Source organism: Pseudoduganella guangdongensis (genome assembly GCF_009857475.1).
Classification (GTDB): Bacteria; Pseudomonadota; Gammaproteobacteria; order Burkholderiales; family Burkholderiaceae_D; genus Rugamonas; species Rugamonas guangdongensis.
In genome coordinates, this window is record NZ_WWCJ01000001.1 from 65,684 (window position 1) to 86,817 (window position 21,134).

Here is a 21,134-nt window from a genome sequence, read left to right on the forward strand (position 1 = left end):
AAGAAAATACCCACAACGTATTGGAGAAGCAGATGAAACAAATGCCACAAGAGCTGCGCAAGCAGACGCTGGAACTGGTCAAGGCCAGCGGCCCGATCGCGCAACTGATCGAAGCCTGGCTTGGCTCCCTGGACGATGAAGACCTGGCGGACCTGTCGCCCGGCAGCCTCGCCCCAGTGCTTGTGGATGGTTTCACCCAGTTGGCCAAGCGCACCGCGCACGGCTGCCAGATCGCCAAGCTGCAATACCAGGAAGCGCGCGGCGGCCACGCCACCGCGCTGCTGATCGTCAACGACGACATGCCCTACCTGGTCGACTCCATCGTGATCGCCCTGCGCAAGCTGCGCGTCGGCTCGAACGGCGTGCTGAACGCCGTGCTGCCGGTGCGCCGCGCCGCCGACGGCAGCGTGGAAGCGGTCGGCCAGCAGGGCGACAAGCTGGAATCCATGGTCCTGTGCCTGCTGTCCGAACAGCTGGACGACGCCGACCTGAAAGAGCTGACCGACCGCATCGAGATGGTGGCGCGCGACGCCGCCGTCGTGAAGCGCGACCTGCCGGCCATGAAAGAGCGCCTGGGCGCGGTCGCCACCGAAGCGGCCGCACTGGGCGAAGAAGGCCAGGAAGTGGCCGCCTTCCTGCAATGGGCGCGCGACGAGGGCTTCGAGGTGCACGGCTACGCCTACTACCAGGTCAAGCCGGGCGCGCGCGAACTGGAACGCGACATCCCGAGCCGCATTGGCGTGCTGCAGGACACCGCGCACCCGGTCTACGGCACCTGCCTGGCCAATATCCCGGGCGACTTCGACACCTTGTCCAAGCGCGGCCACACCCTCTCCATCGTCAAGGCGGACGTGGGCGGCACCCTGCACCGCGACCAGTCGCTGGACTTCATCGGCGTGCGCCACACCGACGGCAAGGGCGCCATCCTGGGCGAACACTGCTTCGTCGGCCTGTTCACCCGCGCCGCCACCCTGACCCCGCTGGCCCGCCTGCCGTTCGCGCGCGGCCGCATCGCGCAGGTGCTGAAGATTGCCGGCGTGCGCGAAACCGGCTTCCGCGCCGAGAAATTCATCGAGATCCTGGAATCGCTGCCGCGCACCGAAGCGCTGGAAGCGGAACCGGAATGGCTGGCCGAAGTGTGCGGCGCCGTGGTGTCGCTGTACAAGCAGCCGCGCGCCAAGGTCTTCGCGCGCCGCGACGTCTATGCGCGCCACCTGAACGTGCTGGTCTACCTGCCGCGCGAACGCTACTCCGCCGCCGTGGCGCACGCCCTGGCGCGCGCCCTGCAGGAGAGCTCGGGCGCGACCCACGTCAGCTCGCAGACCCTGGTGTCGGATGGCCCGCTGGCCCGCCTGTACCTGATCGCCCACGCCGCGCGCTACCCGCTCGACCTGGAAAGCGATATCCAGCGTCCGCTGCTGACGGTGCTGGACGGCTGGCATGACAGCTTCTCCGCACTGGCCGACAAAGTGAGCGAAGAGCCGCTGCGCAACAGCCTGCGCAAGCTGTGCTCCACGCTGCCGGTCGATTACGTGGCCGCCACCCCGCCAAGCGTGGCCTTCCACGACCTGGACAAGATCCTGCGCAATGGCGACGGCGAACGCGTCGCGGTGCGCGTCGAACTGCCGTCCGACGGCAACGCCGGCACCAGCATCCGCCTGTACTCGGTGGACCGCGTGCCGGCGCTGTCGTCCATCCTGCCGGCGCTGCACAATGCCGGCGTGGCGATCGAGCGCGAATCGGCGCACACCATCCGCACCAGCGACGGCAAGAAGCACTACGTCACCAGCCTGGCCGTGGATGCGCAAAGCGCGACCGAGCTGGCGCGCCCCGGCGTGGTGGCCGTGGCGGAGGAACTGTTCAACGCCCTGTTCAACAACGAGGCGGAAGACGGCCGCCTGAACGGCCTGGTGGTCGAAGGCGGCCTGAGCCTGCGCGAAGTGCAGCTGGTGCGCGCCTACATGAGCTACTGGCGCCAGGGCGGCAGCCAGTTCACCGTGCGCTACATGGCGGAAACCCTGCGCCGCCATCCGGCGCTGGTGAAGGAGCTGGTCGACGCCTGGAAAGAACGCTTCGATCCGCAGCAGCCGGAAGCGACCCGCAACGCCGCCAAAGAAAAGCTGCTGGCCATCAAGGGCCGCCTGACGTCGATCAACCATGCCGACACCGAAGTGATCTTCGCTTCGATGATCGACCTGATGCTGGTGACCCTGCGCACCAACTACTATCAGAACGCAGGCCAGGGCGACAAGATCATCTTCAAGTTCGACACCAGCCACCTGCACCTGATTCCCGAACCGCGTCCGTTCCGCGAGATCTACGTGTTCTCGCGTCGCTTCGAAGGCGTGCACCTGCGCGGCGGCCCTGTGGCGCGCGGCGGCCTGCGCTGGTCCGACCGTATGGAAGACTACCGCACCGAGGTGCTGGGCCTGGTGAAGGCGCAGATGGTGAAGAACGCCGTGATCGTGCCAGCGGGCGCCAAGGGCGGCTTTATCTGCAAGCAGATGCCGAAAGGCGCCGCGCGTGAAGTGGTGGCGGCGGAAGGCGAAGCATGCTACCGCCTGTTCATCGCCAGCCTGCTGGAAGTGACCGACAACCGTGTGCTGGGCAAGATCGTGGCGCCGGAAGACACCGTCCGTTACGACAACGACGACCCGTACCTGGTGGTGGCGGCCGACAAGGGCACCGCAACCTTCTCCGACATCGCCAACAGCATCGCGGTCAAGCGCGGCTTCTGGCTGGGCGACGCCTTCGCCTCGGGCGGCTCCAACGGCTATGACCACAAGAAGATGGGCATCACCGCCAAGGGCGCGTTCGAAGCGGTCAAGCGCCACTTCTACGAGATGGGCCACGACATGAACACCACCCCGTTCACCGTGGTGGGCGTGGGCGATATGTCGGGCGACGTGTTCGGCAACGGCGTGCTGCTGTCGAACCAGATCAAGCTGCTGGCGGCCTTCGACCACCGCCACATCTTCCTCGATCCGAACCCGGACACCGCCAAGTCCTTCGCCGAACGCCAGCGCATGTTCGCGCTGCCGCGCTCCTCGTGGGAAGACTACAACAAGGACCTGATCTCGCAGGGCGGCGGCGTGTTCCCGCGCAGCGCGCGCTCGATCGAGCTGTCGCCTGAGATCCGCGCCGCGCTGGACATCGAGGAAACCGCGCTGGCGCCGGAAGAGCTGATGCACCGCATCCTGCTGGCGCCGGTGGACCTGTTCTACAACGGCGGCATCGGCACCTACATCAAGGCGTCCAGCGAGACCCACGCGCAGGTGAAGGACCGCGCCAATGACAATATCCGCGTCAGCGGCAATGAGCTGCGCTGCAAGGTCGTGGCGGAAGGCGGCAACCTGGGCGCGACCCAGGCCGGCCGGATCGAATTCGCGCTGGCGGGCGGCCGCATCTTCACCGATGCGATCGACAACTCGGCCGGCGTGGATTGCTCCGACCACGAAGTGAACTGCAAGATGTGGCTGGATGTGGAAGTGAACGCCGGCCAGACTTCGGAAGCGGACCGCAACCAGCTGCTGAACGAGATGACCATGGAAGTGGAACGCCTGGTCCTGCGCGACAATATCCAGCAAACCCGCTTGCTGGTGCGCGAGCAGCAAGCCCAGTCCGAGGCAGCGGTGCAGGACGGCTACGCCGACCTGATCGCCGACCTGGAAGAAGAGGGTGCGCTGTCGCGCGAACTGGAGCACCTGCCTAGCGTAGCCGAACTGGCGCGTCGCAAGGCCGACGGCCGCGGCTTGACCACGCCGGAACTGGCGGTGGTGATCGCCAACGTGAAGAACCGCTACAAGCGCCTGCTGTCGGCCATGCCGCTGACGGACGAGAGCTGGGCGGAGAAGGTGCTGCGTCCTTACTTCCCTGAGCAGCTGGTGGCAACCCGTCCGCCGCTGAACCATCCGCTGGCCAACGCCATTCTGGCGACCGTGCTGGCGAACGAGGTGGTGAACCGTTGCGGCCCGCTGATGATCCGTGAGCTGGCCGCCGCGCATAACGGCAGCGAGCAGGATGTGATCCTGGCCTGGGGCCAGGCCTGGTCGGCGCTGGACCTGGCGCCGATCTTCGATACGCTGGATGCGGACGCGCTGGTGGTCCCGCGCAATGTGGCGATGCGCGTGGATGCACGCACCCGCTCCATGCTGAAGGCGGTGATCGAGGGCGTGCTGGGCGTGCCGAAAGAGCAGCTGCGCGGCGCCGGCATCGCGGAGCTGACCAAGCTGTTTGCCGATCCGGCCACCGTGCGCAAGATGGCGGCGGATGTGCAGTCGGAGGCGGCGACCCATGGCGGCCTGCGCGCCGAGTTTGCGCAGGCGTGGGATGCGGTCGATGCGCTGGAAGGCGTGGCGGCGTTTGTGTTCGCGGCGCTGTCGGTCAAGCGTCCGGCGGGCATGGACCTGCCGGGCTTCCTGGCGGTGGGCATGGCGCTGCGTGCGCAGGCCGGTATCGATACGCTGGAGCGCGGGCTGAAGCTGGCGGCGACGTCGAAGTCGCAGGAACAGCTGCGCAGCTATGCGCAGTCGGCCTTGCGCCGCACGCAGCAGAAGCTGCTGGCGCAGGTGCTGGCGCGTGCCACCAATGGGCATGACGCGGTGGAGGCGGTGGAGGTGGTGACCTGCACCCTCGGCCTGTCCGGCTACGCGGCGTCGGCTGACCTGGAGCAGGCGATGCTGGATGTCTGGGCGTTGTCCGAAGCGGTCAACGCCGTCGGGTTGGCGGCCTAACCGCGGCAAGTCCGGGTCAGACCCTTGGGTCTGACCCTGGTTTACCGGGTTTAACGAAGCAAAGATAAAGAATGACAGCACTCCCCCCCGCAGTAAAAGCCCTGGCCGAAGCCGACTTCAGCGCCCTCGCGCGCAGCTTCGGTGACGCCGGTTTCACGGTCGGCCAGCCCGCCGACGGCATCATCACCATCCGCCGCGAAAACGAACAACGCCCCGCCGTGCTGGTATCGGTCGGCGTGCACGGCGACGAAACCGGCCCGATCGAGCTGGTCGCCTACCTGCTCGACCAACTGGCGCAAACCCCGTCCGAACTCAAGGTCGACTTGATGCTGTGCGTCGGCAATATCGGCGCGATCCGCCAGGCCAAGCGCTTCATCGACGCGGACCTGAACCGCATGTTCCGCGCCGAGCGCGGCACCCTGGCCGGCACCGCCGAAGCCGCGCGGGCCGACGTCATGATCGCCGCCACCAGCGCTTTCTTCGCCACCGCTGGCAAGGAACGTTGGCACCTCGACCTGCACACCGCGATCCGCCCCAGCGTCTACCCCACCTTCGCCATCGTCCCCGACCTGATCGCCGACGCCGCCAAGGAAGATTTGATCGGCTGGATGGGCGAAGCGGCCATCGGCGCCATCATCATGAACCCAGCCTCGGCCGGCACCTACAGCTACTACAGTGCCGAACACCACGCCGCCGCCGGTACCACGGTGGAGCTGGGCCGCATCGGCACCCTGGGCCAGAACGACCTGTCCCAGTTCGAAGCAGCCCGCGTCGCCCTGAACCGCCTGCTGCGCGGCACCGCGCCAGCCGCCGCAGCGCAAGCGCCGCACGTCTACAAGGTGGCGCAGAACATCATCAAGCTGAGCGACCAATTCAAGATGGCCTTCGGCAAAGAGACGCAGAACTTCACGCCGCTGAAGAAGGGCGACGAGATCGCGCGCGACGGCGACACCGTCTACACCGTGCAGCATGACGAAGAACTGGTAGTATTCCCCAATCCAGACGTTCGAATTGGCCTGCGCGCCGGCATGATGGTCACGCGCGTGAGGTAAGCCCCCGAAAGGAGTAGCGCATGTCCCTGTCCATGTACAAAGTCTCCGTGCCCGTTTTCGTGCGCGGCCTGAGAGTGATGGCGGAAGCGCTGCGCCGCGCGCAAGCCCATGCGGCGGAGAGCGGCCAGCCCGTGGACACGCTGCTGTCGGCCCGCCTGGCGGACGACATGCTGCCGCTGACCGCCCAGGTGCAGCGCGCCAGCGATACCAGCAAACTGTCGATTGAACGCCTGACCGGCATCGCCGCGCCGAAATTCCCCGACAACGAAGCGAGCTTCGAGCAGCTGCAGCAGCGCATCGCCGATACGATCGGCTATATCGAAGGGGTGGGGGAGGAGTATTTCGCGGACAGCGAAACGCGGGAGGTGGCGTTAAGTTTCGGCAGCTTCAAGCCAACCTTCACCGGCGAGAGCTATTTGCTGACGTTCGCGCTGCCGAACTTCTTCTTCCACGTCGTGACCTTGCACGACATACTGCGGAACCAGGGAGTCAGGATCGGCAAGATCGACTACCTGGGTCCTTACGCAGCTTAATCAGCCGACCAGGCCGGCGCGCATGGCGTAGGTGGCCATGACGACCAGCACCGCCAGGCCCAGTGAGACCGCTGCAGTCGCCGCCATCGGATGGAAACGGGACGAAACGGTAGGGATCTTTTTGTACATGGCTTGGCTCCTTCTCAGTGGCGGTTTTGCATGAGTTGCAGAGTATCAATGCGGGCCGCGCCATGCTAGACACCACCGTGTATCAATAGTAAGCACATGTAACATGAGCCACTTATTCTCTCCATTCGCACTGGGCCCGCTGCAGCTGGCCAACCGCATCGCCATCGCCCCCATGTGCCAATACTCCGCCAGCGACGGCCTGGCCGCCGACTGGCACATGCTCCACTACGGCCACCTGGCGCTGTCCGGCGCCGCGCTGCTGATCCTGGAAGCCACCGCCGTCGCGCCGGAAGGCCGCATCTCGCCGGCCGACCTGGGTCTGTGGTCGGCTGGCCACCAGCAGGCGCTGGCGCCCATCGTGCAGGCCATCCGCCGCCACACGCCGATCAAACTGGCGGTGCAGCTGGCGCATGCCGGCCGCAAGGCGTCCAGCGCGCCGCCGTTCGAAGGCGGCCAGGCGCTGGCGCCAGGGCAGGGCGGCTGGCAGACGGTGGCGCCGTCGGCGCTGCCGCATGCGCCGGGCGACCCGCTGCCGCTGGCGCTGGACCAGGCAGGCCTGGCGCGCATCAAGGCGGACTTCGTCAGCGCCGCGCTGCGCGCGCATGAGCTGGGCATCGAGGCGATCGAGCTGCACGCGGCGCACGGCTACCTGCTGCACCAGTTCCTGTCGCCGCTGGCCAACCAGCGCGCCGACCAGTACGGCGGCGCGCTGCAGAACCGCATGCGCTTCCCGCTCGAGGTGTATGACGCGGTGCGCGCCGCCGTGCCGCGCGCCATGGCGCTGGGCATGCGCGTGTCCGCCAGCGACTGGGTGGATGGCGGCTGGGATATCGAACAGACCCTGGTCCTGGCGCAGGCGCTCAGGCAGCGCGGCGCGGACTTCATCCACGTCTCCAGCGGCGGCGTCTCGCCCCTGCAGAAAATCCCGCTCGGCCCCGGCTACCAGGTCCATTTTGCGCAGCGCATCAAGGCTGAAACCGGCCTGCCGACCATCGGCGTGGGCCTGATCACCGAGCCGCTGCATGCCGAAGCCATTGTGGCCAACGGCCAGGCCGACATGGTGGGCCTGGCGCGCGCCATGCTGTACAACCCGCGCTGGCCGTGGCACGCGGCGGCGGCGCTGGGGGCGCAGGTTGCTGCACCGCCGCAGTACTGGCGCTCGCAGCCGCGCGAGCTGGCCAATCTGTTCGGCGCCACCCGCCTCGGGCAGCGCTAAAACCCGGCCTTTGGCGCGGCGCCGTGGGGCGCCCGCCACGGTTGCCTTTCCTGCATCAAAATCCTTTAGGTTCCAAAACTGCGAGGTCTTATAATCGTGGGGTTTTTTTGTCCTGAAGGATATGCCTGTGAATCAATCGCTGGTCCAGAAGCTGACCCGTACCAAGCCTGCCCCTGTCGAAACCGATGGCGGCACGAGCCTGCACGGGGAGGGCTTGAGCCGCTCCATCGGCCTGTTTTCGCTGACGATGATCGGCGTAGGCGCCACGATCGGCACCGGTATCTTCTTCACCATGGTGGAAGCGGTGCCCAAGGCCGGCCCCTCCGTGGTGCTGTCCTTCCTGCTGGCGGCGCTGACCGCCGGCCTGACCGCGCTGTGCTACGCCGAACTGTCGTTCAAGGTGCCGGCCGCCGGTTCCGCCTATTCCTTCGCCTACCGCACGCTGGGCGAATTCATGGCCTTCATCGTCGCCTTCTGCCTGCTGCTCGAATACGGGCTGGCCGCCAGCGCCACGGCGATCGGCTGGTCTGATTATTTGAACAACTTCCTGGTCAACGCCTTCGGCTGGCAGATTCCCGAGCATTTGCGCTCGCCGATGATCGTATCGACCGCCAACGGCACGGTGTGGAATGTCGGCCACTTCAACCTGCCGCCGGTAATCCTGGTGGTGCTGTGCTGCTTCCTGCTGATTCGCGGCGCCAAGGAATCGGCCACCGCCAATGCCGTGATGGTGTTGATCAAGCTGGCGATCCTGATTTTCTTCGCCGTCATCGCCTTTAGCGGTTTCGACGCCGCCAACTTCACCCCGTTCACCAAACCGACCGCCGGCGAATGGGTGCCCGGCGCGGCCGGCATCGCCGCCGCTGCAGGCACGGTGTTCTTCTCCTTTATCGGCCTCGACACCATTGCCACCGCCGGCGAGGAAGTGCGCAACCCCAAGCGCAACGTCCCGATCGGCATCATCGCCGCGCTGGTCATCGTCACCGTGTTCTACATGCTGGTGGCCATTGCCGCCATGGGCGCGCAGCCTGCGCATATGTTCGAACACCAGGCCGCCGGCCTGTCGGTGATCCTGCAGAACGTGACCGGCAAGGCCTGGCCCGCGCTGGTGCTGTCGGCTGGCGCGGTGATTTCCGTGTTCTCCGTGACCCTGGTAACGATCTATGGCCAGACCCGCATCCTGTACGCCATTGCCAAGGACGGCCTGGTGCCGAAAGCCTTCCAGCGCGTGAACGCGAAATCGCATGCGCCGGTCATCAACACCGTGATCGTCAGCGTGGTGGTGGGCGTGGTGGCTGGCCTGGTCGATTCCACCTTCCTGTGGGATATGGTGTCGATGGGCACCTTGACCGCATTCATCGTGGTATCGATCGCCGTGCCGGTGCTGCGCGCCAAGGAGCGTGCGGCGGGTATTGTCACCAAGGGCGGCTTCCGCGTGCCGTTCGGCCCGTATGTGGTGCCCGGCCTGAGTATCCTGGCTTGCGCGTACCTGATGTTCAGCCTTTCGCATGCCACCAAGGTGATTTTCACTATCTGGATGGGCGTTGCAGTGATAACCTACTTCATCTACGGTATCCGAAACTCCCGGCTTAACAAGGTGTAAAGAATGCAGGCCAAAGCAATCGCCCAAACAGTTTTCCTGGCCTCGGCCATAATCTCTGGGGCGGTTGCCCAGGCCGGGCCCTCGGGCACGGCCATCCGTGACTATCGCTCGGTAGCCATCTCCCCCGCCGGCGACCGCGTCGTGTCGCTGGAATCCATCGATCCAGGCAATGGCAAGCGCCCGCATCCGACCGTCGTGGTGCGCGACGCCGCCAGCGGCGCCATCGTCGCCGAATTCGACCCATGCAGCACATGCAGTTATGACAAGCCCTCCTGGTCGCCGGACGGCAAGGCGCTGGCCTTTATCGCCAGCGACAGCCGCGCCGGTTCGGCCTCGCTGCAGGTGGCGCAGGCCGCACCCGGCGGCAGAACCCGCGCGCTGGCATCGCTGCAGGGTGTGGCGAGCAGCGCGCGCTGGGCGCCGGACGGCCGCACGCTGGCGCTGCTGGCCACCCCCAATGCGCGCAAGGAAACCGGCGCCACCGCTGCCGGCGAACGCCTGGTGGGCGAGATCGGCGTGGCGGAAGATGCGCAGCGCATTGCCACCGTGCCGGCCGAGGGCGGAGCGCTGCGCCTGGTGTCGCCGGACGACACCTTCATCTACGAATACGACTGGACGCCGGACGGCAAAGGCTTTGTCGCCACCAGCGCCAAGGGCAACGGCGACAACAACTGGTGGGTGGCCAAGCTGTCGCATATCGACGCCGGCAGCGGCGCGCTGCGCATCGTGGCGCATCCCGGCACGCAACTGAACACCCCGCGCGTCTCGCCGGACGGGCGCACGGTGGCCTACATTGGCGGCCTGATGAGCGACTTCGGCTCGGTCGGCGGCGACATCTACACGGTGCCGCTGGCGGGCGGCGAGCCGGCCAATGCGACGCCCGGCTTCAAGGGCACCTTCAATACCATCGCCTGGCGCGGCAAGGGCTTGCTGGCCAATGCGCTGGTGGGCGACAAGTCGAGTGTGTTATCGGTCGATCCGGCCACCGGCCGCCACGCGACCTTGCGCGCGGTCGCCGCCTCCACCAGCGCCGGCGACGGCCGCATGAGCTTCAGCGCGGATGGCAGCAAGGCGGCTGCGGCGCAGGAGGACTTCGAGCAGGCGTCCGCCATCGTGGCGGGCCCGATCGCCTCCATGCGCGCCATCACGGACGACAACGCCCACTTGCCGCCGCAGGTCGCGGTGCAGAACATCAGCTGGCAGAACGAAGGCTTCAATGTGCAGGGCTGGCTGCTTAGCCCGCGCAACAAGGTGGCTGGCAAAAAATATCCGATGATCGTGCAGGTGCACGGCGGGCCCGCCGCTGCGGCCTCGCCGCGCTTTGTTGCACCGGGCGAACAGGGCAACCCGCTGGTGCGCGAGCTGGTGGAAAAGGGATACTACATTTTCCTGCCGAACCCGCGCGGCAGCTTCGGCCAGGGGCAGGCCTTTGCGCGCGCCAACCGGCGCGATTTCGGCGGCGGCGACTTGCGCGACATCCTCACCGGCATCGATGCGGTGGCGGCTGCGGCGCCGGTTGACACCAACCGCATGGGCTTGATCGGCCATTCCTATGGCGGCTTCATGACCATGTGGGGCGTGACGCATTCGCAGCGCTTCAAGGCCGCCGTTGCCGGCGCCGGCATTGCGAACTGGATTTCGTACTACGGCCAGAACGGCATCGACCAGTGGATGATCCCGTTCTTCGGCGCTTCGGCGTATGACGACCCGGCGATCTATCGCCAGCTGTCACCTATCGAATCGATCAAGGTGGCGCGCACGCCGACGCTGATCTATGTCGGCGAGCGCGATGTCGAGTGCCCGCCTGCGCAGTCGATGGAGTTCTGGCACGGCCTGAAGGCGATGGGTGTGCCAACTTCGCTCGTGATTTACGAAGGCGAAGGACACAGCATCCGCAAGCCGGATCACCAGCGCGACCTGCGCAAGCGCACGATCGAGTGGTTTGGACGTTACCTGGGCGAGTAAGCAGCATGCGTTTAAGGCTTAAGTTAATGGCTGCCCTGCTGGCGACGGGGCTCGGTTCGGTGGCGCTGGTGGGCGGGGTGGCCTATGTCAGCGTCAACTACAAAGTCGACTCGCTGCGCAAGCAGCAGGCGGCGGAGCACTTCCATACCTATATGACGGCCTATCTGGCCGAGCATGGCGATTGGGCGACGGCGATCCGGACGGAATCGTTCGACCGCTTCGTGCGGCGCCAGGAGAGCGTGCGCACGGGCGGTGCCGAACTGCCGAGCGAAATGCTGGAGCGCATGCCGCCGCGCATCAATGATCAGTCGCGTCAGGCGGTCCGTGCGCAGGACGGCCCGCCGCCAGCGATGCCGCTTGCCGGTGACGGGCCGCCGCCTGACCCGACCGTGCCGGCGGTGCGGCGCAGCAGCGGTACCGCGCCGCCCGACGGGGGCTTGCCGCGCCCCGAGTACCGCGATGCGCCGCCGGATCCAACCCTGCCCGCAGTGCGCCGGCCGGGTGCTGCCGACGCTCCCGCGCCCCGCATGCCTGAGGGGACGCCGCCAGCATCCGACCGCGACGCGCAGTCGCCAGGCGCTTACCATCCACCATCGGACGGGCGAGAGCGCGGTCGGCGCGAAGGCTACGGCCCGCCGCCCGAAGGACGCGAACGCGGTCCCGGCGCCCCTCGCGACGGCTACGGCCCGCCGCCGGAAGGACGCGACCAGCGCGGCCCGCGCGGCGAAGGCTTCGGCGGCCCGCCGCCAGAAGGACGCGAACGTGGCCCAGGCGCCCCTCGCGAGGGCTACGGCCCACCGCCGGAAGGTCGCGACCAGCGCGGCCCGCGCGGCGAAGGCTTCGGCGGCCCGCCACCCGAGGGGCGCGAGCGTGGCCCAGGCGCCCCACGCGATGGCTACGGCCCGCCGCCGGCGGGCCGAGAGCAGCGCGACCCTCGCCCACCGCATCCTGCTCCGGCAGCGCGTGGTGATGACGCACAGCGCGCCAGCATCCGCGCCGCCGGTGAGCCCGGCGCGCGCCCGGACGCCCTCCACGAGCGCGGCCCAGAGCGCGGCCCACGCGGCGACCAACCGCCGCCACGCCGCGGCGACGGCCCGCCCCCGTTCCGCTTCGTGCTGGCCGACGCCGACCACAAAGTCTTGCTGGGTGGCGGCCAGTTCCGTGTTGGCGACATGCTGCCGGAGTCTGCGCGCGCCACGGCACGCCCCATCATCGTCAAAGACAAGACGGTCGCCTACGTCTACAGCGACGGCGCCCCCACACCCACCGCACAGGAACAGAAATACATCGACGCCCTGTACAACTCCCTCTGGTGGGGCATTGCCGCCGCAGCAATCCTGGCGACCCTCCTCGGCGTGCTGCTAAGCCGAGGCCTGTCGCGCAGCCTGAGCGGACTGACGCAAGCCGTGAAAGGCATGCACAAAGGGGAGCTGCGCCAGCAAGTGGAAGTAAAAGGCAAAGACGAAGTAGCCGCCTTGGCTACCGCCTTCAATGAGATGAGCGAACAGCTGGCGCAAAGCCACGAGGAGCTGAATGCCTCTCATGCGACGATCATGCAGCAGGCCGAGCAACTGCGCGAACTCAGCATCCGCGACGCGCTTACGCAGCTCTACAACCGGCGCCACTTCGACGAGCAGGCCAATACGCTGTTCAACCAGGCCGTGCGCCACAAACGCCCGCTGGCGCTGGTGATCTGCGATATCGACCACTTCAAGAAGATCAACGACACCTATTCGCACGCCACCGGCGACGTGGTGTTGCGCCACGTCGGCGCCATCCTGCGCAAACACATGCGCCTGTCCGACCTGGTAGCCCGCTACGGCGGCGAAGAATTCGTGATGGCCTTCCCCGAAACGCCAGGCCCGCAAGCCGCCGCCTTGTGCGACAAGCTGCGCACGCTGATCGAAAGCTACCCGTGGCACGAAGTCCACCCGGACCTTAAGGTGACCATGAGCATGGGCGTGTACGCCGACATCGCCGCCGGCAGCGCCGAAACCATGCTGCAGAAAGCCGACGCGCTGCTGTACCGCGCCAAGGAATCCGGCCGCAACCGCGTCTGCTTCACGTGACATTTAGTGCAATTTGAGCCGGGCTGGGAGTGCTATGCTCCCGGCCATGAAAATCACTCACACCGCAGCACTCATTCTCGCGCTCTGCGCCGCACCTGCCTTCGCCGCTGCGCCACTGCAAAACCAAGCTTCTGTCCGACCCGTTGAGGGCAAGATCATCGGGAAGATACGCGGCGACGCGGGTATTTTGGGTGTGCAGGGTGATGTGCTGGAGTTCACGCATGGCGTTGTGCGCATCAATGGCACGCCTGTCGCCACCGTGCCCAAAGTATGCGAAATCAAATACATTGTTGACGGAACTCGCCGCACGTTTTACGTCAATGGCAAGCAGCGCGCCCTGCCAGAGATCCCACCGCCACCGGCGGTCATGCATATCGGAGGTTTAACCTGATGCAGTACCGTTGCGTTCTGCCAGCCCTGTTGGCTGCCGTACTCACCCCGCAGCCTACCCTGGCAGCAAAGGTCGAAAAGACCCAAGTTTTCCTCTCCAATGGTGAGCTGAACTATGTCGGCGAGCTTTCCATTGAGGCGAATGCTAAGGTGTTTGCGTTGTACAAGAAACTGAAGGAGAAACCTACCACGCTGTCGATCAACAGCCCAGGTGGTAATACCGATGTGGGCATGGCGCTGGGGAAGTGGGTGTACCAAAATAAGCTGGACGTGAAGGTGCTGGAAGGCTGTTACTCATCTTGCGCCAACTACGTCTTTCCTGCCGCGCGGCACAAAACTGTCAGCAATTTCGCGGTGATCGGTTACCACGGTGGCCTGAGCAGCATGAGCTTCAATATTGATGATGCATCCATTGCCCACCTGGGGGCAGCCCAGAAAGACGGCCAGAAAGTGACGCGCGAAAGTGTGATGGAGATTATCCGCAAGGCTATTGCACCGCAGCTGGAGCGCGAGGCGAAGTACTTCGAAGCGATCGGCGTCCAGCAAAGGATCACTACGTTGGGACAGGACGAAAAATATAAGAAAGCTGCGCCCGAGGGGGTCGTTGGCTGGTATTACGATATCGAGGACTTTGCAAAACTCGGCGTCAGCAACATCACGGTGATCAACCCGCCGTGGCAGCCCAAGATGCTTGGCACAGAGAAGACCGTCTACAAGCTCACGCTTGAATAGGCGGCAGCCCGTGCATGGCGCGGGCTTTGTTGCATTCGGGGGTGTACTCGGTGAACTCGCGGCAGGTGGAGGAGCGCTGCGTGTAGATGGTGCAGCCGACCTCCTTACCCACTTCGCCCGATAGCGCGATGCAGCGCACCGGCTTCGCTTCCGTGCCGCGCATGGCGGCACGGTGCGGCGTGATCGGCACCGTCAGGTGCGCCGGCACTTCCTCGCCCCAGTAGAACGAAACCCGGAAACTGGCGCAGCACGCGCCGCAGCTCTGGCAGTGCGACACCGTTACACCTCTTGCGCCACGTTGCGGACAATGGCGTCGCTATGCCCGATGATCTTGTCCGCGTCCGCTTGCAGCAGGCGGATACGGCGCTGCACCAGAGGCCAGCCGGACCAGTCGACAGCCGGCTCGGCGCCCGCTTCGCGCCGCAGCGGGGCGGCGGGCGGCGTGGCGCCGGTGTGGCGCGACAGGGCCACCGACAGCGTGCGGCAGACCGACGCGTGGCTGGTGGCCAGCATGGCATTCACCGCGTCGCTTGGGATATCGCGTGCATGGCGGCGCAGGATGGCGCGTAATGCCGCCACGTGCGCCACCAGCAGGTAGTTCTGCACGATGAACAGGTTGATATCCTCCGCCGCGCGCTGTTTGCTCTCCGGCTCGTCCAGCATGCGCACCAGCGCCGCGCTCAGCGCCGCCAGCGCGTCCATCAGGCGCTTGCGCTGGATGCGGTAGATGAAGTCGTTGCGGTACTTGCCCTGCAGGAGGTCGAAGCTCGCCTCCATATAACTGAGGTTCACGTCCAGCACCTGCTTGATCAGGCGCGGCAGGGACTGGTACTCCCAGTTCGCCAGCACGAAGCTGAAGGCGGTGGCGATCGCGGCGCCGACAAAGGTATCGATCAGGCGCTCGGAGATCAAGGTGCTGCTCGGCGCAACCAGGTACATCCACAGCAGAATCATCACCGACACGGCGATCGCCGCATAGCGATAGCGCAGGTAGATGAAGGTCGGCGTGGCGATGGACGCCAGCACCAGCGTCGCCAGGATGGCGGCCGGATAGTTCATGAACTTCAGCACCAGCGCCGTGATCACGCAGCCGATCACGGTGCCGATAATGCGGTCCGAGCGGCGCTGCTTGGTCATGCTGAACGAAGGCTTGAGGATGATGACGATGGTCAGCACGATCCAGTAGCTGTGCGCCTTGTAAGGCAGCATGGCGCCGATCGCCAGCCCGGCCGCAATCGCCATCGACACGCGCAGCGCAAAGCGGAAGATCGGCGAATCCATGCGGAAGTGCGACAGCATCAGCTGCAGCTCGTACTTCTGCTGCGACAGGAAAGGCTGCATGTCCATATCGCGCCAGAACGGCGTGTCCTCGTATACCTTCTGGCTCGACACGTGCAGCTCGCCGATCATGCGGATGATGGCCATGATCTTGTTGCGCTGGGCGCGCAGCACGGTCACGGCTTCGCGCCGCGGCTTGCCGGCATCCAGGTCGTCCTGCAGGCCGGCGATCTGCTGCTCCAGCGCCATCAGCTCCGGCGTGTAGTCGACTTCCGGGTAGGAGGCGCGGTCGCGCGTCACGGCGTACGCTACCGATTCGATATCGCGCGCCGCCTTGTAGGCCAGGTCGTGCAAGGTGCGCAGCGCGGGCGAATCGAGCAAGTGCGTGCGCAGCGCGGCGTAGTCAGTGTGCGTGGCCAGGATCTGCTCGTACAGGTCCAGCATGCAGACGTGGATCTGCACCACCACCGCGTCCTTGCGGTTGTTATGCGCGCGCAGGATCAGGTCGCGCGAAGCCTGCTGGCGGTCGGCCAGCAAGGCCTGGTGGCGCACCAGTTTGTTGAACTGCTCGGTGAGGTTGTAGCGCGTGTCGTAGAAGTCGGCCTTGATGTCGATGTATGCCGCCAGCTCAAACAGCGCCTCTGCCAGCACCTGCTGCTTGATGCGGTGGCGCAGCAGCCAGGCCACGCCCATGGCGTAGGCCAGGTAAGACAGCGCGCCCACCATGAATAGGCCGGCGTGGCGGAACGATTCGGCCGGCGTCAGCACATGTTCGGTCGACATGGTCATGATGAACAGCGTCGCCAGCTGCAGCGGCATGGACTTCTTGCCATACACGACCATCATGCTGGCGAAGAAGCTGACCGCCACCAGCATCGCCATCAGCAGCCAGTAATACGGGCCGCACAGGCTGATAAGCAGCGTCACGGCGCTGCACAGCAGCACCGAGGCCATCATCTCGTTGAACTTGTGGCGCAGCGGGCTTGGCATGTCCATCAGCGCGGTGCATAGCGCGCCGATGCCGATCGACATGGCCACGTGCGTGTCGGCCAGCCACATGAACAGCGCAACAATGCCAACCAGGCCGGCGCCGAAGCGCAGGCCCAGGTGGAAATAATGGCTGTAGAAGAAGGTGCGGGGGTCTAGTGCGTAGTGCATGATCCCCGTCTTACACAATCGACAGGACAGGGTAGCGGCGCCATTCCGGCTCGCGCTGTCGCTGGCAGTTGTGGAAGATGAAGTGCAGCACCGCGTCCTTGTCCTTCACCAGCGCCGGGTTGGCGGCCTTCCAGTTCTCGAACAGGGCCTTGGTTTCCGGCTCGGTGGCCAGGATGTCGGCCGCCAGGTCTTCGAACACGTAGTCGGAGATGTTCTCTTTGCGCTCCAGCACGGAGTTGAAGAAGCCCCAACGGAAGAAGGAGTCGTGCGCCTGCGGTTCCAGGGTCTCAACGGCGTAGCGCGCGTTGTCCTGGTCCAGCGAAACATAGTAGTCGCCGGCGGCCAGCTCGAACGAATCTTCGCGCTTTTCGACGCTGACTTCGTCATGGAACATATGGCCTTCATAGGCGGTTGGACGCGAAACCACATTGGCGATGTGGTAGTACTGCGCCTGCACCGTGGTCGGCGCCTCGATGCGGGTCATCTGCACGCCGTTCCATTGCAGGCGCTCGATCACTTCGCGCCATGCCTGCGGGATCACATACGCTTTGGGCGCCTTGATCACGGTGTCCGCCGGGAAGCTGTTGTACCACTTGATGTCGCGCGCCCAAGGCTTGCTGCGGTCGTAGGATAGGCGGATGTAGTCGCCCAGTTTCGAAGCGCTGCGCTGCGCCTCGTAGCCTTTGAAATGGAAGCTGCCTGGATTCTCTTCATCCATGCGCCAGGTGATGGCCCATTCCTTCTGCTTGCGCTGGGTCGCCTTGGCGGCGGCGCGCAGGGCCTTGATCTGCTCGCCGTGCTTGATGGTGAAATTGCGCACGGTGTCCACCAGCGCGCGCATGGAGTCGTAGCGGTCGGCGTACGGCTTCAGCATGTGCGTCTCCGGCATGAAGCCGATGATGTTGTGCAGCGCGGTGAAGCCGGTCGAGAAGCGCGCGGTTTCCAGGAAGTCGGCGATGCCGTCGTCCGGGGTTTCCACCACCGGGTTCACGTACGGGCAGGTGGGCCAGCCGGCGGCTTCCATGTCGCTGTAAATTTGCGGCAGCATGGTGTCGCGCAGATAGGCGCCTAGCTCACCACCCAGCTTGTCGCACTGGGTGTGGATCAGGGTCATGGTGTAGCTGTAATCGGCGCCGTTGGAGGTGTGGGTGTCCACCATCACGTCCGGGTCCCAGGCGGTGATCAACTGGTTGAAGAACTGCGCGTTCAGCGTGTCGCATTTGACGAAGTCGCGGTTCAGGTCCAGGTGGCGGCTGTTGCCGCGGAAGCCGAACAGTTCCGGGCCGTCCTGGTTGGCGCGCGAGGTGTTCTGGCGGTTCAGGCAGCCGTCCACGTTGTACACCGGGACGAACAGCAGCACGGTCTTGCCCAGGCTGGCCAGCAGCTCCGGCTGGAAGCAGAAGTCGCGCACCATCGCCATGCAGGCGTCGATGCCTTCCGGCTCGCCGGGGTGGATGCCGTTGTTGTTGAAGAAGACCGTGCGGCCTTCGCGTTTGATTTGTTCGCGGTCGAAAACGCCGTCGGCGCTGACCACGCCCACATGCAGGGGGATGCCGCCGTCCGATACGGCTGCCTGTTCAAATTTCAGGATGTTCGGGAAGCGGCGTGCCAGTTCTTCGTAAAAGGCGATGCACTCGGTCCAGAGGGTAGTCTGGTTTTTATTGCCTTTTTCGTAAGGCGTGAGCATTTCTTGCATGGTCTGGATCTCAGTCTTCTGCATGTGGGGGGAGGTCAGCGATTTTACCATTTCGCCAAGCGATTAGCCCTTATGGCCATTGGCCTCCACCCACTTGGCAAAGGCTTGCGCCCAGCCGGCCAGCACTTCCTTGGTTTTCTCGTTATTGACCTTGCCGTCTTCGCCGATCAGGGCTGCGCCGCTGCCGATGTAGACTTCCGGGCCGGGCATGACGGGCGCGTTCAGGGTCACCATGGTCTGGCGCACATTGTGGTTGCCCGCAAAGCCGCCCACCGCGCCGACGGAAGCTGAGATCACGCCGACCGGTTTGGCGGCCCAGATGCTCTTGCCCCAAGGGCGCGAGCCGACGTCGATCGCGTTCTTCAGCGCGCCCGGCATGGAGCGGTTGTACTCCGGCGTTGCGATGGCGATGCCGTCCACATTGCGCAGCTTGTCGCGAAAGGCGGTCCAGGCGGCGGGCGGGGTGCCGGCATCGTCCAGGTCCTGGTTGTACAGCGGCAGGTCACCGATGTCGACGAACTCGAACTGCAGTTCGGCCGGTGCCACTTCCACCAGCGCGTTGGCGAATTTGCGGTTCAGCGAATCCTTGCGCAGGCTGCCGACGATCAGGGCGATTTTCTTGGTCATGAGGGGCTCCTTGTAAAACGGTCAATGTACATCAAGCGGGGAAAATATGCGCGTCTTCGCGCAGCGCATCGAACAGGAATTGGCTCAGCGCCTTGATGCGCGCCACGTTGCGCAAGTCGCGGTGGCTCAGCACCCAGAGCTGGGTGTGGAAGCGCGGATCGGGCGGCGCCAGCTGCTCCAGCGTGCGCTCGCGGTCGGCCAGCAGGCAAAGCAGGGGCGCCACGCCCATGCCATGGCGCGCCGCATCCACCATGGTCAGCAGGCTGTCGGCCCGTACCGCCACCTGGGCCGGCGGCACGCGCTCGGCCAGCCACTGCGCCGCCGCCAGGTGCGCCAGGCTTTCGTCCGGCGCCACCCAGCGGTGCGCCGCCCAGTCGTCGCGCGCGATGCCGGCGCGGTCGGCCCGGCGCAGGTAGGCGCGCGAAGCGTAGAGCGCCGTCGCCACCGCGCCCACCTTGCGCCCGACCAGGTTGGCCGGCGGCGTGTTGGACGGGCGCAGCGCCATATCGGCCTCGCGCTGGGTCAGGTTGAGGAAGCTGTTGTTGACCACCAGTTGCAGCTGCACCGCCGGATGCTGCTCCTGGAAGCGCTGCAGGTAGGGCATGAGCAGGCCGTGCGCCAGCGTGTCCGTGGTGGTCAGGCGGATCGTGCCGCGCAACTCCTCATCGAGGCCGCCCACCGCGCGCTGGGCGCTGCCGATATCCTCCTCAATCGCCCCCAGCCGGCCGCGCAGGGTCTCGCCCGCGCCGGTCATGACATAGCCCGACTGCAGGCGCTCGAACAGGCGCACGCCCAGCGACTGCTCCAGGCTATCCAGCCGGCGCAGCACGGTCGAATGGTTCACGCCGAGCTCGCGCGCCGCCGCCGAGATGGAGCCGCCGCGCGCCACGGCCGCGAAGTAGCGCAAGTCTTCCCAATCGAGATTCTGCATATTTGCGTAACCGTTCCGCTGTTTTTGGGAATTTTAATGCGTTTTTGCAGGGCATACACTGGCCGGCACCAACCTACCAAGGAGAACGACCATGCTGACCCTCTACACCGCCGATACCCCCAATGGCCAAAAAATCACCATCGCCCTGGAAGAACTGGGCCTGCCGCATACGCTGCACCACGTCAACCTGAACGCGGGCGAGCAGCACCAGGCACCGTTCAGCGAAATGAGCCCCAACCACAAGATTCCCCTGCTGGTGGACGACGCCACGCCGATTTTTGAATCCGGCGCCATCCTGATCCACCTGGCCGACAAGGCTGGCAAGCTGCTGCCTGCCAGCGGCGAAGCGCGCAGCGTCGCGCTGCAATGGCTGTTCCTGCAAGTGGGTAGTATTGGCCCGATGCTGGGCCAGCTCTGGTATTTCCGCCACGCCTGCGGCACGCAAAGCGTGGTCGCACTCGAGCGCTACCACCGCGAAACCCTGCGCCTGCTGGGCGTGTTCGAGGCACGCCTGCGCGACACGCCGTACCTGGCCGGCGACGCATACACGATCGCCGATATCGCCAGCTTCCCCTGGATCTGCTCGCACCACGAGTTGGGAATTACGCTGAACGACTATCCAGCGGTAGCCGACTGGCTGGCCCGCATCGAAGCGCGCCCCGCCGTGCAACGCGGCCTGGCCGCCGCCAAGCCATGATCGCCGCCTGGCTACTGCTGCTGGCGGCCGCGCTGGTCGACATCGCCATGGCGGTCGCCCTCAAGCACGCCGAAGGCTGGACCCGCTTCTGGCCCAGTCTCGCCGGCCTGGCCTTCGCCAACGGCGCTATCGTGCTGCTGACGATGGCCCTGCGCCAGCTACCGGTCGGCACCGCCTTCGCCGTCTTCACCGGCATTGGCGCCGCCGGCGCCGCCCTGGTCGGCATCGTGCTGTACGGCGAAAGCGCCACCCCACTACGCCTGCTGCTGATCGCCCTCATCATCGCCAGCATCGCCGGCCTCAAGCTTACCCACAGCTGAAAGCA

17 protein-coding genes are annotated in these 21,134 nt (G+C 65.7%); 11 read left to right on the forward strand and 6 right to left on the reverse strand.

Going from position 1 to position 21,134, the window contains the following annotated elements; translation table 11 throughout:
• The first annotated feature begins 32 nt into the window (after positions 1 to 32).
• The 3 genes from GTP41_RS00315 (at position 33) to GTP41_RS00325 (ending at position 6,318) form a co-directional block, all read left to right on the forward strand.
• Complete coding sequence (locus tag GTP41_RS00315; protein ID WP_161023560.1) at positions 33 to 4,733, forward strand: NAD-glutamate dehydrogenase domain-containing protein; 4,701 nt, start codon at positions 33 to 35, stop codon at positions 4,731 to 4,733.
• 71 nt (positions 4,734 to 4,804) lie between these two features.
• Positions 4,805 to 5,785 (forward strand): succinylglutamate desuccinylase, encoded by a 981-nt coding sequence (locus GTP41_RS00320; RefSeq protein WP_161023561.1) that lies wholly within the window; start codon positions 4,805 to 4,807, stop codon positions 5,783 to 5,785.
• Between the two features lie 20 nt (positions 5,786 to 5,805).
• On the forward strand, positions 5,806 to 6,318 hold the full coding sequence (locus GTP41_RS00325; RefSeq protein WP_161023562.1) for a DUF1993 domain-containing protein: 513 nt from the start codon (positions 5,806 to 5,808) through the stop codon (positions 6,316 to 6,318).
• Here GTP41_RS00325 and GTP41_RS27615 read toward each other — a convergent pair whose 3' ends face one another.
• Complete coding sequence (locus tag GTP41_RS27615; protein ID WP_260115108.1) at positions 6,319 to 6,447, reverse strand: hypothetical protein; 129 nt, start codon at positions 6,445 to 6,447, stop codon at positions 6,319 to 6,321. It lies immediately after the preceding gene.
• 103 nt (positions 6,448 to 6,550) lie between these two features.
• Here GTP41_RS27615 and GTP41_RS00330 point away from each other — a divergent pair, with 103 nt between their 5' ends.
• The 6 genes from GTP41_RS00330 (at position 6,551) to GTP41_RS00355 (ending at position 14,422) form a co-directional block, all read left to right on the forward strand.
• Positions 6,551 to 7,663, forward strand: coding sequence for an NADH:flavin oxidoreductase/NADH oxidase (locus GTP41_RS00330; protein WP_161023563.1), 1,113 nt, complete (start codon positions 6,551 to 6,553; stop codon positions 7,661 to 7,663).
• 127 nt (positions 7,664 to 7,790) lie between these two features.
• Positions 7,791 to 9,266, forward strand: a complete 1,476-nt coding sequence (locus tag GTP41_RS00335) for an APC family permease (protein ID WP_161023564.1) — start codon at positions 7,791 to 7,793, stop codon at positions 9,264 to 9,266.
• 3 nt (positions 9,267 to 9,269) lie between these two features.
• A complete protein-coding gene (locus GTP41_RS00340) occupies positions 9,270 to 11,231 on the forward strand; it encodes a S9 family peptidase (RefSeq protein WP_202419563.1) in 1,962 nt (653 codons plus the stop codon).
• A 26-nt stretch (positions 11,232 to 11,257) separates the two neighbouring features.
• Positions 11,258 to 13,300 carry a sensor domain-containing diguanylate cyclase gene (locus GTP41_RS00345; RefSeq protein ID WP_229502684.1) on the forward strand — a complete coding sequence of 681 codons (2,043 nt, stop codon included), beginning with the start codon at positions 11,258 to 11,260 and terminating at the stop codon, positions 13,298 to 13,300.
• A gap of 46 nt (positions 13,301 to 13,346) precedes the next feature.
• On the forward strand, positions 13,347 to 13,691 hold the full coding sequence (locus tag GTP41_RS00350; protein WP_161023565.1) for a hypothetical protein: 345 nt from the start codon (positions 13,347 to 13,349) through the stop codon (positions 13,689 to 13,691).
• A complete protein-coding gene (locus tag GTP41_RS00355; RefSeq protein WP_161023566.1) occupies positions 13,691 to 14,422 on the forward strand; it encodes a peptidase in 732 nt (243 codons plus the stop codon). The genes GTP41_RS00350 and GTP41_RS00355 overlap by 1 nt, the downstream gene beginning before the upstream one ends.
• On the opposite strand, the gene GTP41_RS00360 is transcribed toward GTP41_RS00355, so the two are convergent.
• Genes GTP41_RS00360 through GTP41_RS00380 form a run of 5 tightly spaced genes read right to left on the reverse strand, consistent with a single transcriptional unit; the run spans position 14,409 to position 20,112 of the window.
• Positions 14,409 to 14,699, reverse strand: coding sequence for a YkgJ family cysteine cluster protein (locus GTP41_RS00360; RefSeq protein ID WP_161023567.1), 291 nt, complete (start codon positions 14,697 to 14,699; stop codon positions 14,409 to 14,411). The genes GTP41_RS00355 and GTP41_RS00360 overlap by 14 nt on opposite strands.
• A 2-nt stretch (positions 14,700 to 14,701) precedes the next feature.
• A complete protein-coding gene (locus tag GTP41_RS00365) occupies positions 14,702 to 16,858 on the reverse strand; it encodes an FUSC family protein (protein ID WP_161023568.1) in 2,157 nt (718 codons plus the stop codon).
• Positions 16,859 to 16,868: 10 nt separating this feature from the next.
• Positions 16,869 to 18,578, reverse strand: coding sequence for a M14 family zinc carboxypeptidase (locus GTP41_RS00370; RefSeq protein WP_229502685.1), 1,710 nt, complete (start codon positions 18,576 to 18,578; stop codon positions 16,869 to 16,871).
• Between the two features lie 39 nt (positions 18,579 to 18,617).
• On the reverse strand, positions 18,618 to 19,181 hold the full coding sequence (locus GTP41_RS00375) for an NADPH-dependent FMN reductase (protein ID WP_161023569.1): 564 nt from the start codon (positions 19,179 to 19,181) through the stop codon (positions 18,618 to 18,620).
• 31 nt (positions 19,182 to 19,212) lie between these two features.
• A complete protein-coding gene (locus tag GTP41_RS00380) occupies positions 19,213 to 20,112 on the reverse strand; it encodes a LysR family transcriptional regulator (protein ID WP_161023570.1) in 900 nt (299 codons plus the stop codon).
• Positions 20,113 to 20,203: 91 nt separating this feature from the next.
• Here GTP41_RS00380 and GTP41_RS00385 point away from each other — a divergent pair, with 91 nt between their 5' ends.
• Positions 20,204 to 20,809 (forward strand): glutathione S-transferase family protein, encoded by a 606-nt coding sequence (locus GTP41_RS00385; protein ID WP_161023571.1) that lies wholly within the window; start codon positions 20,204 to 20,206, stop codon positions 20,807 to 20,809.
• Entirely contained in the window at positions 20,806 to 21,129 is a 324-nt protein-coding gene (locus GTP41_RS00390) for a DMT family transporter (RefSeq protein ID WP_161023572.1), read from the forward strand. Before GTP41_RS00385 ends, GTP41_RS00390 begins: the two co-directional genes overlap by 4 nt.
• Positions 21,130 to 21,134: the final 5 nt, after the last annotated feature.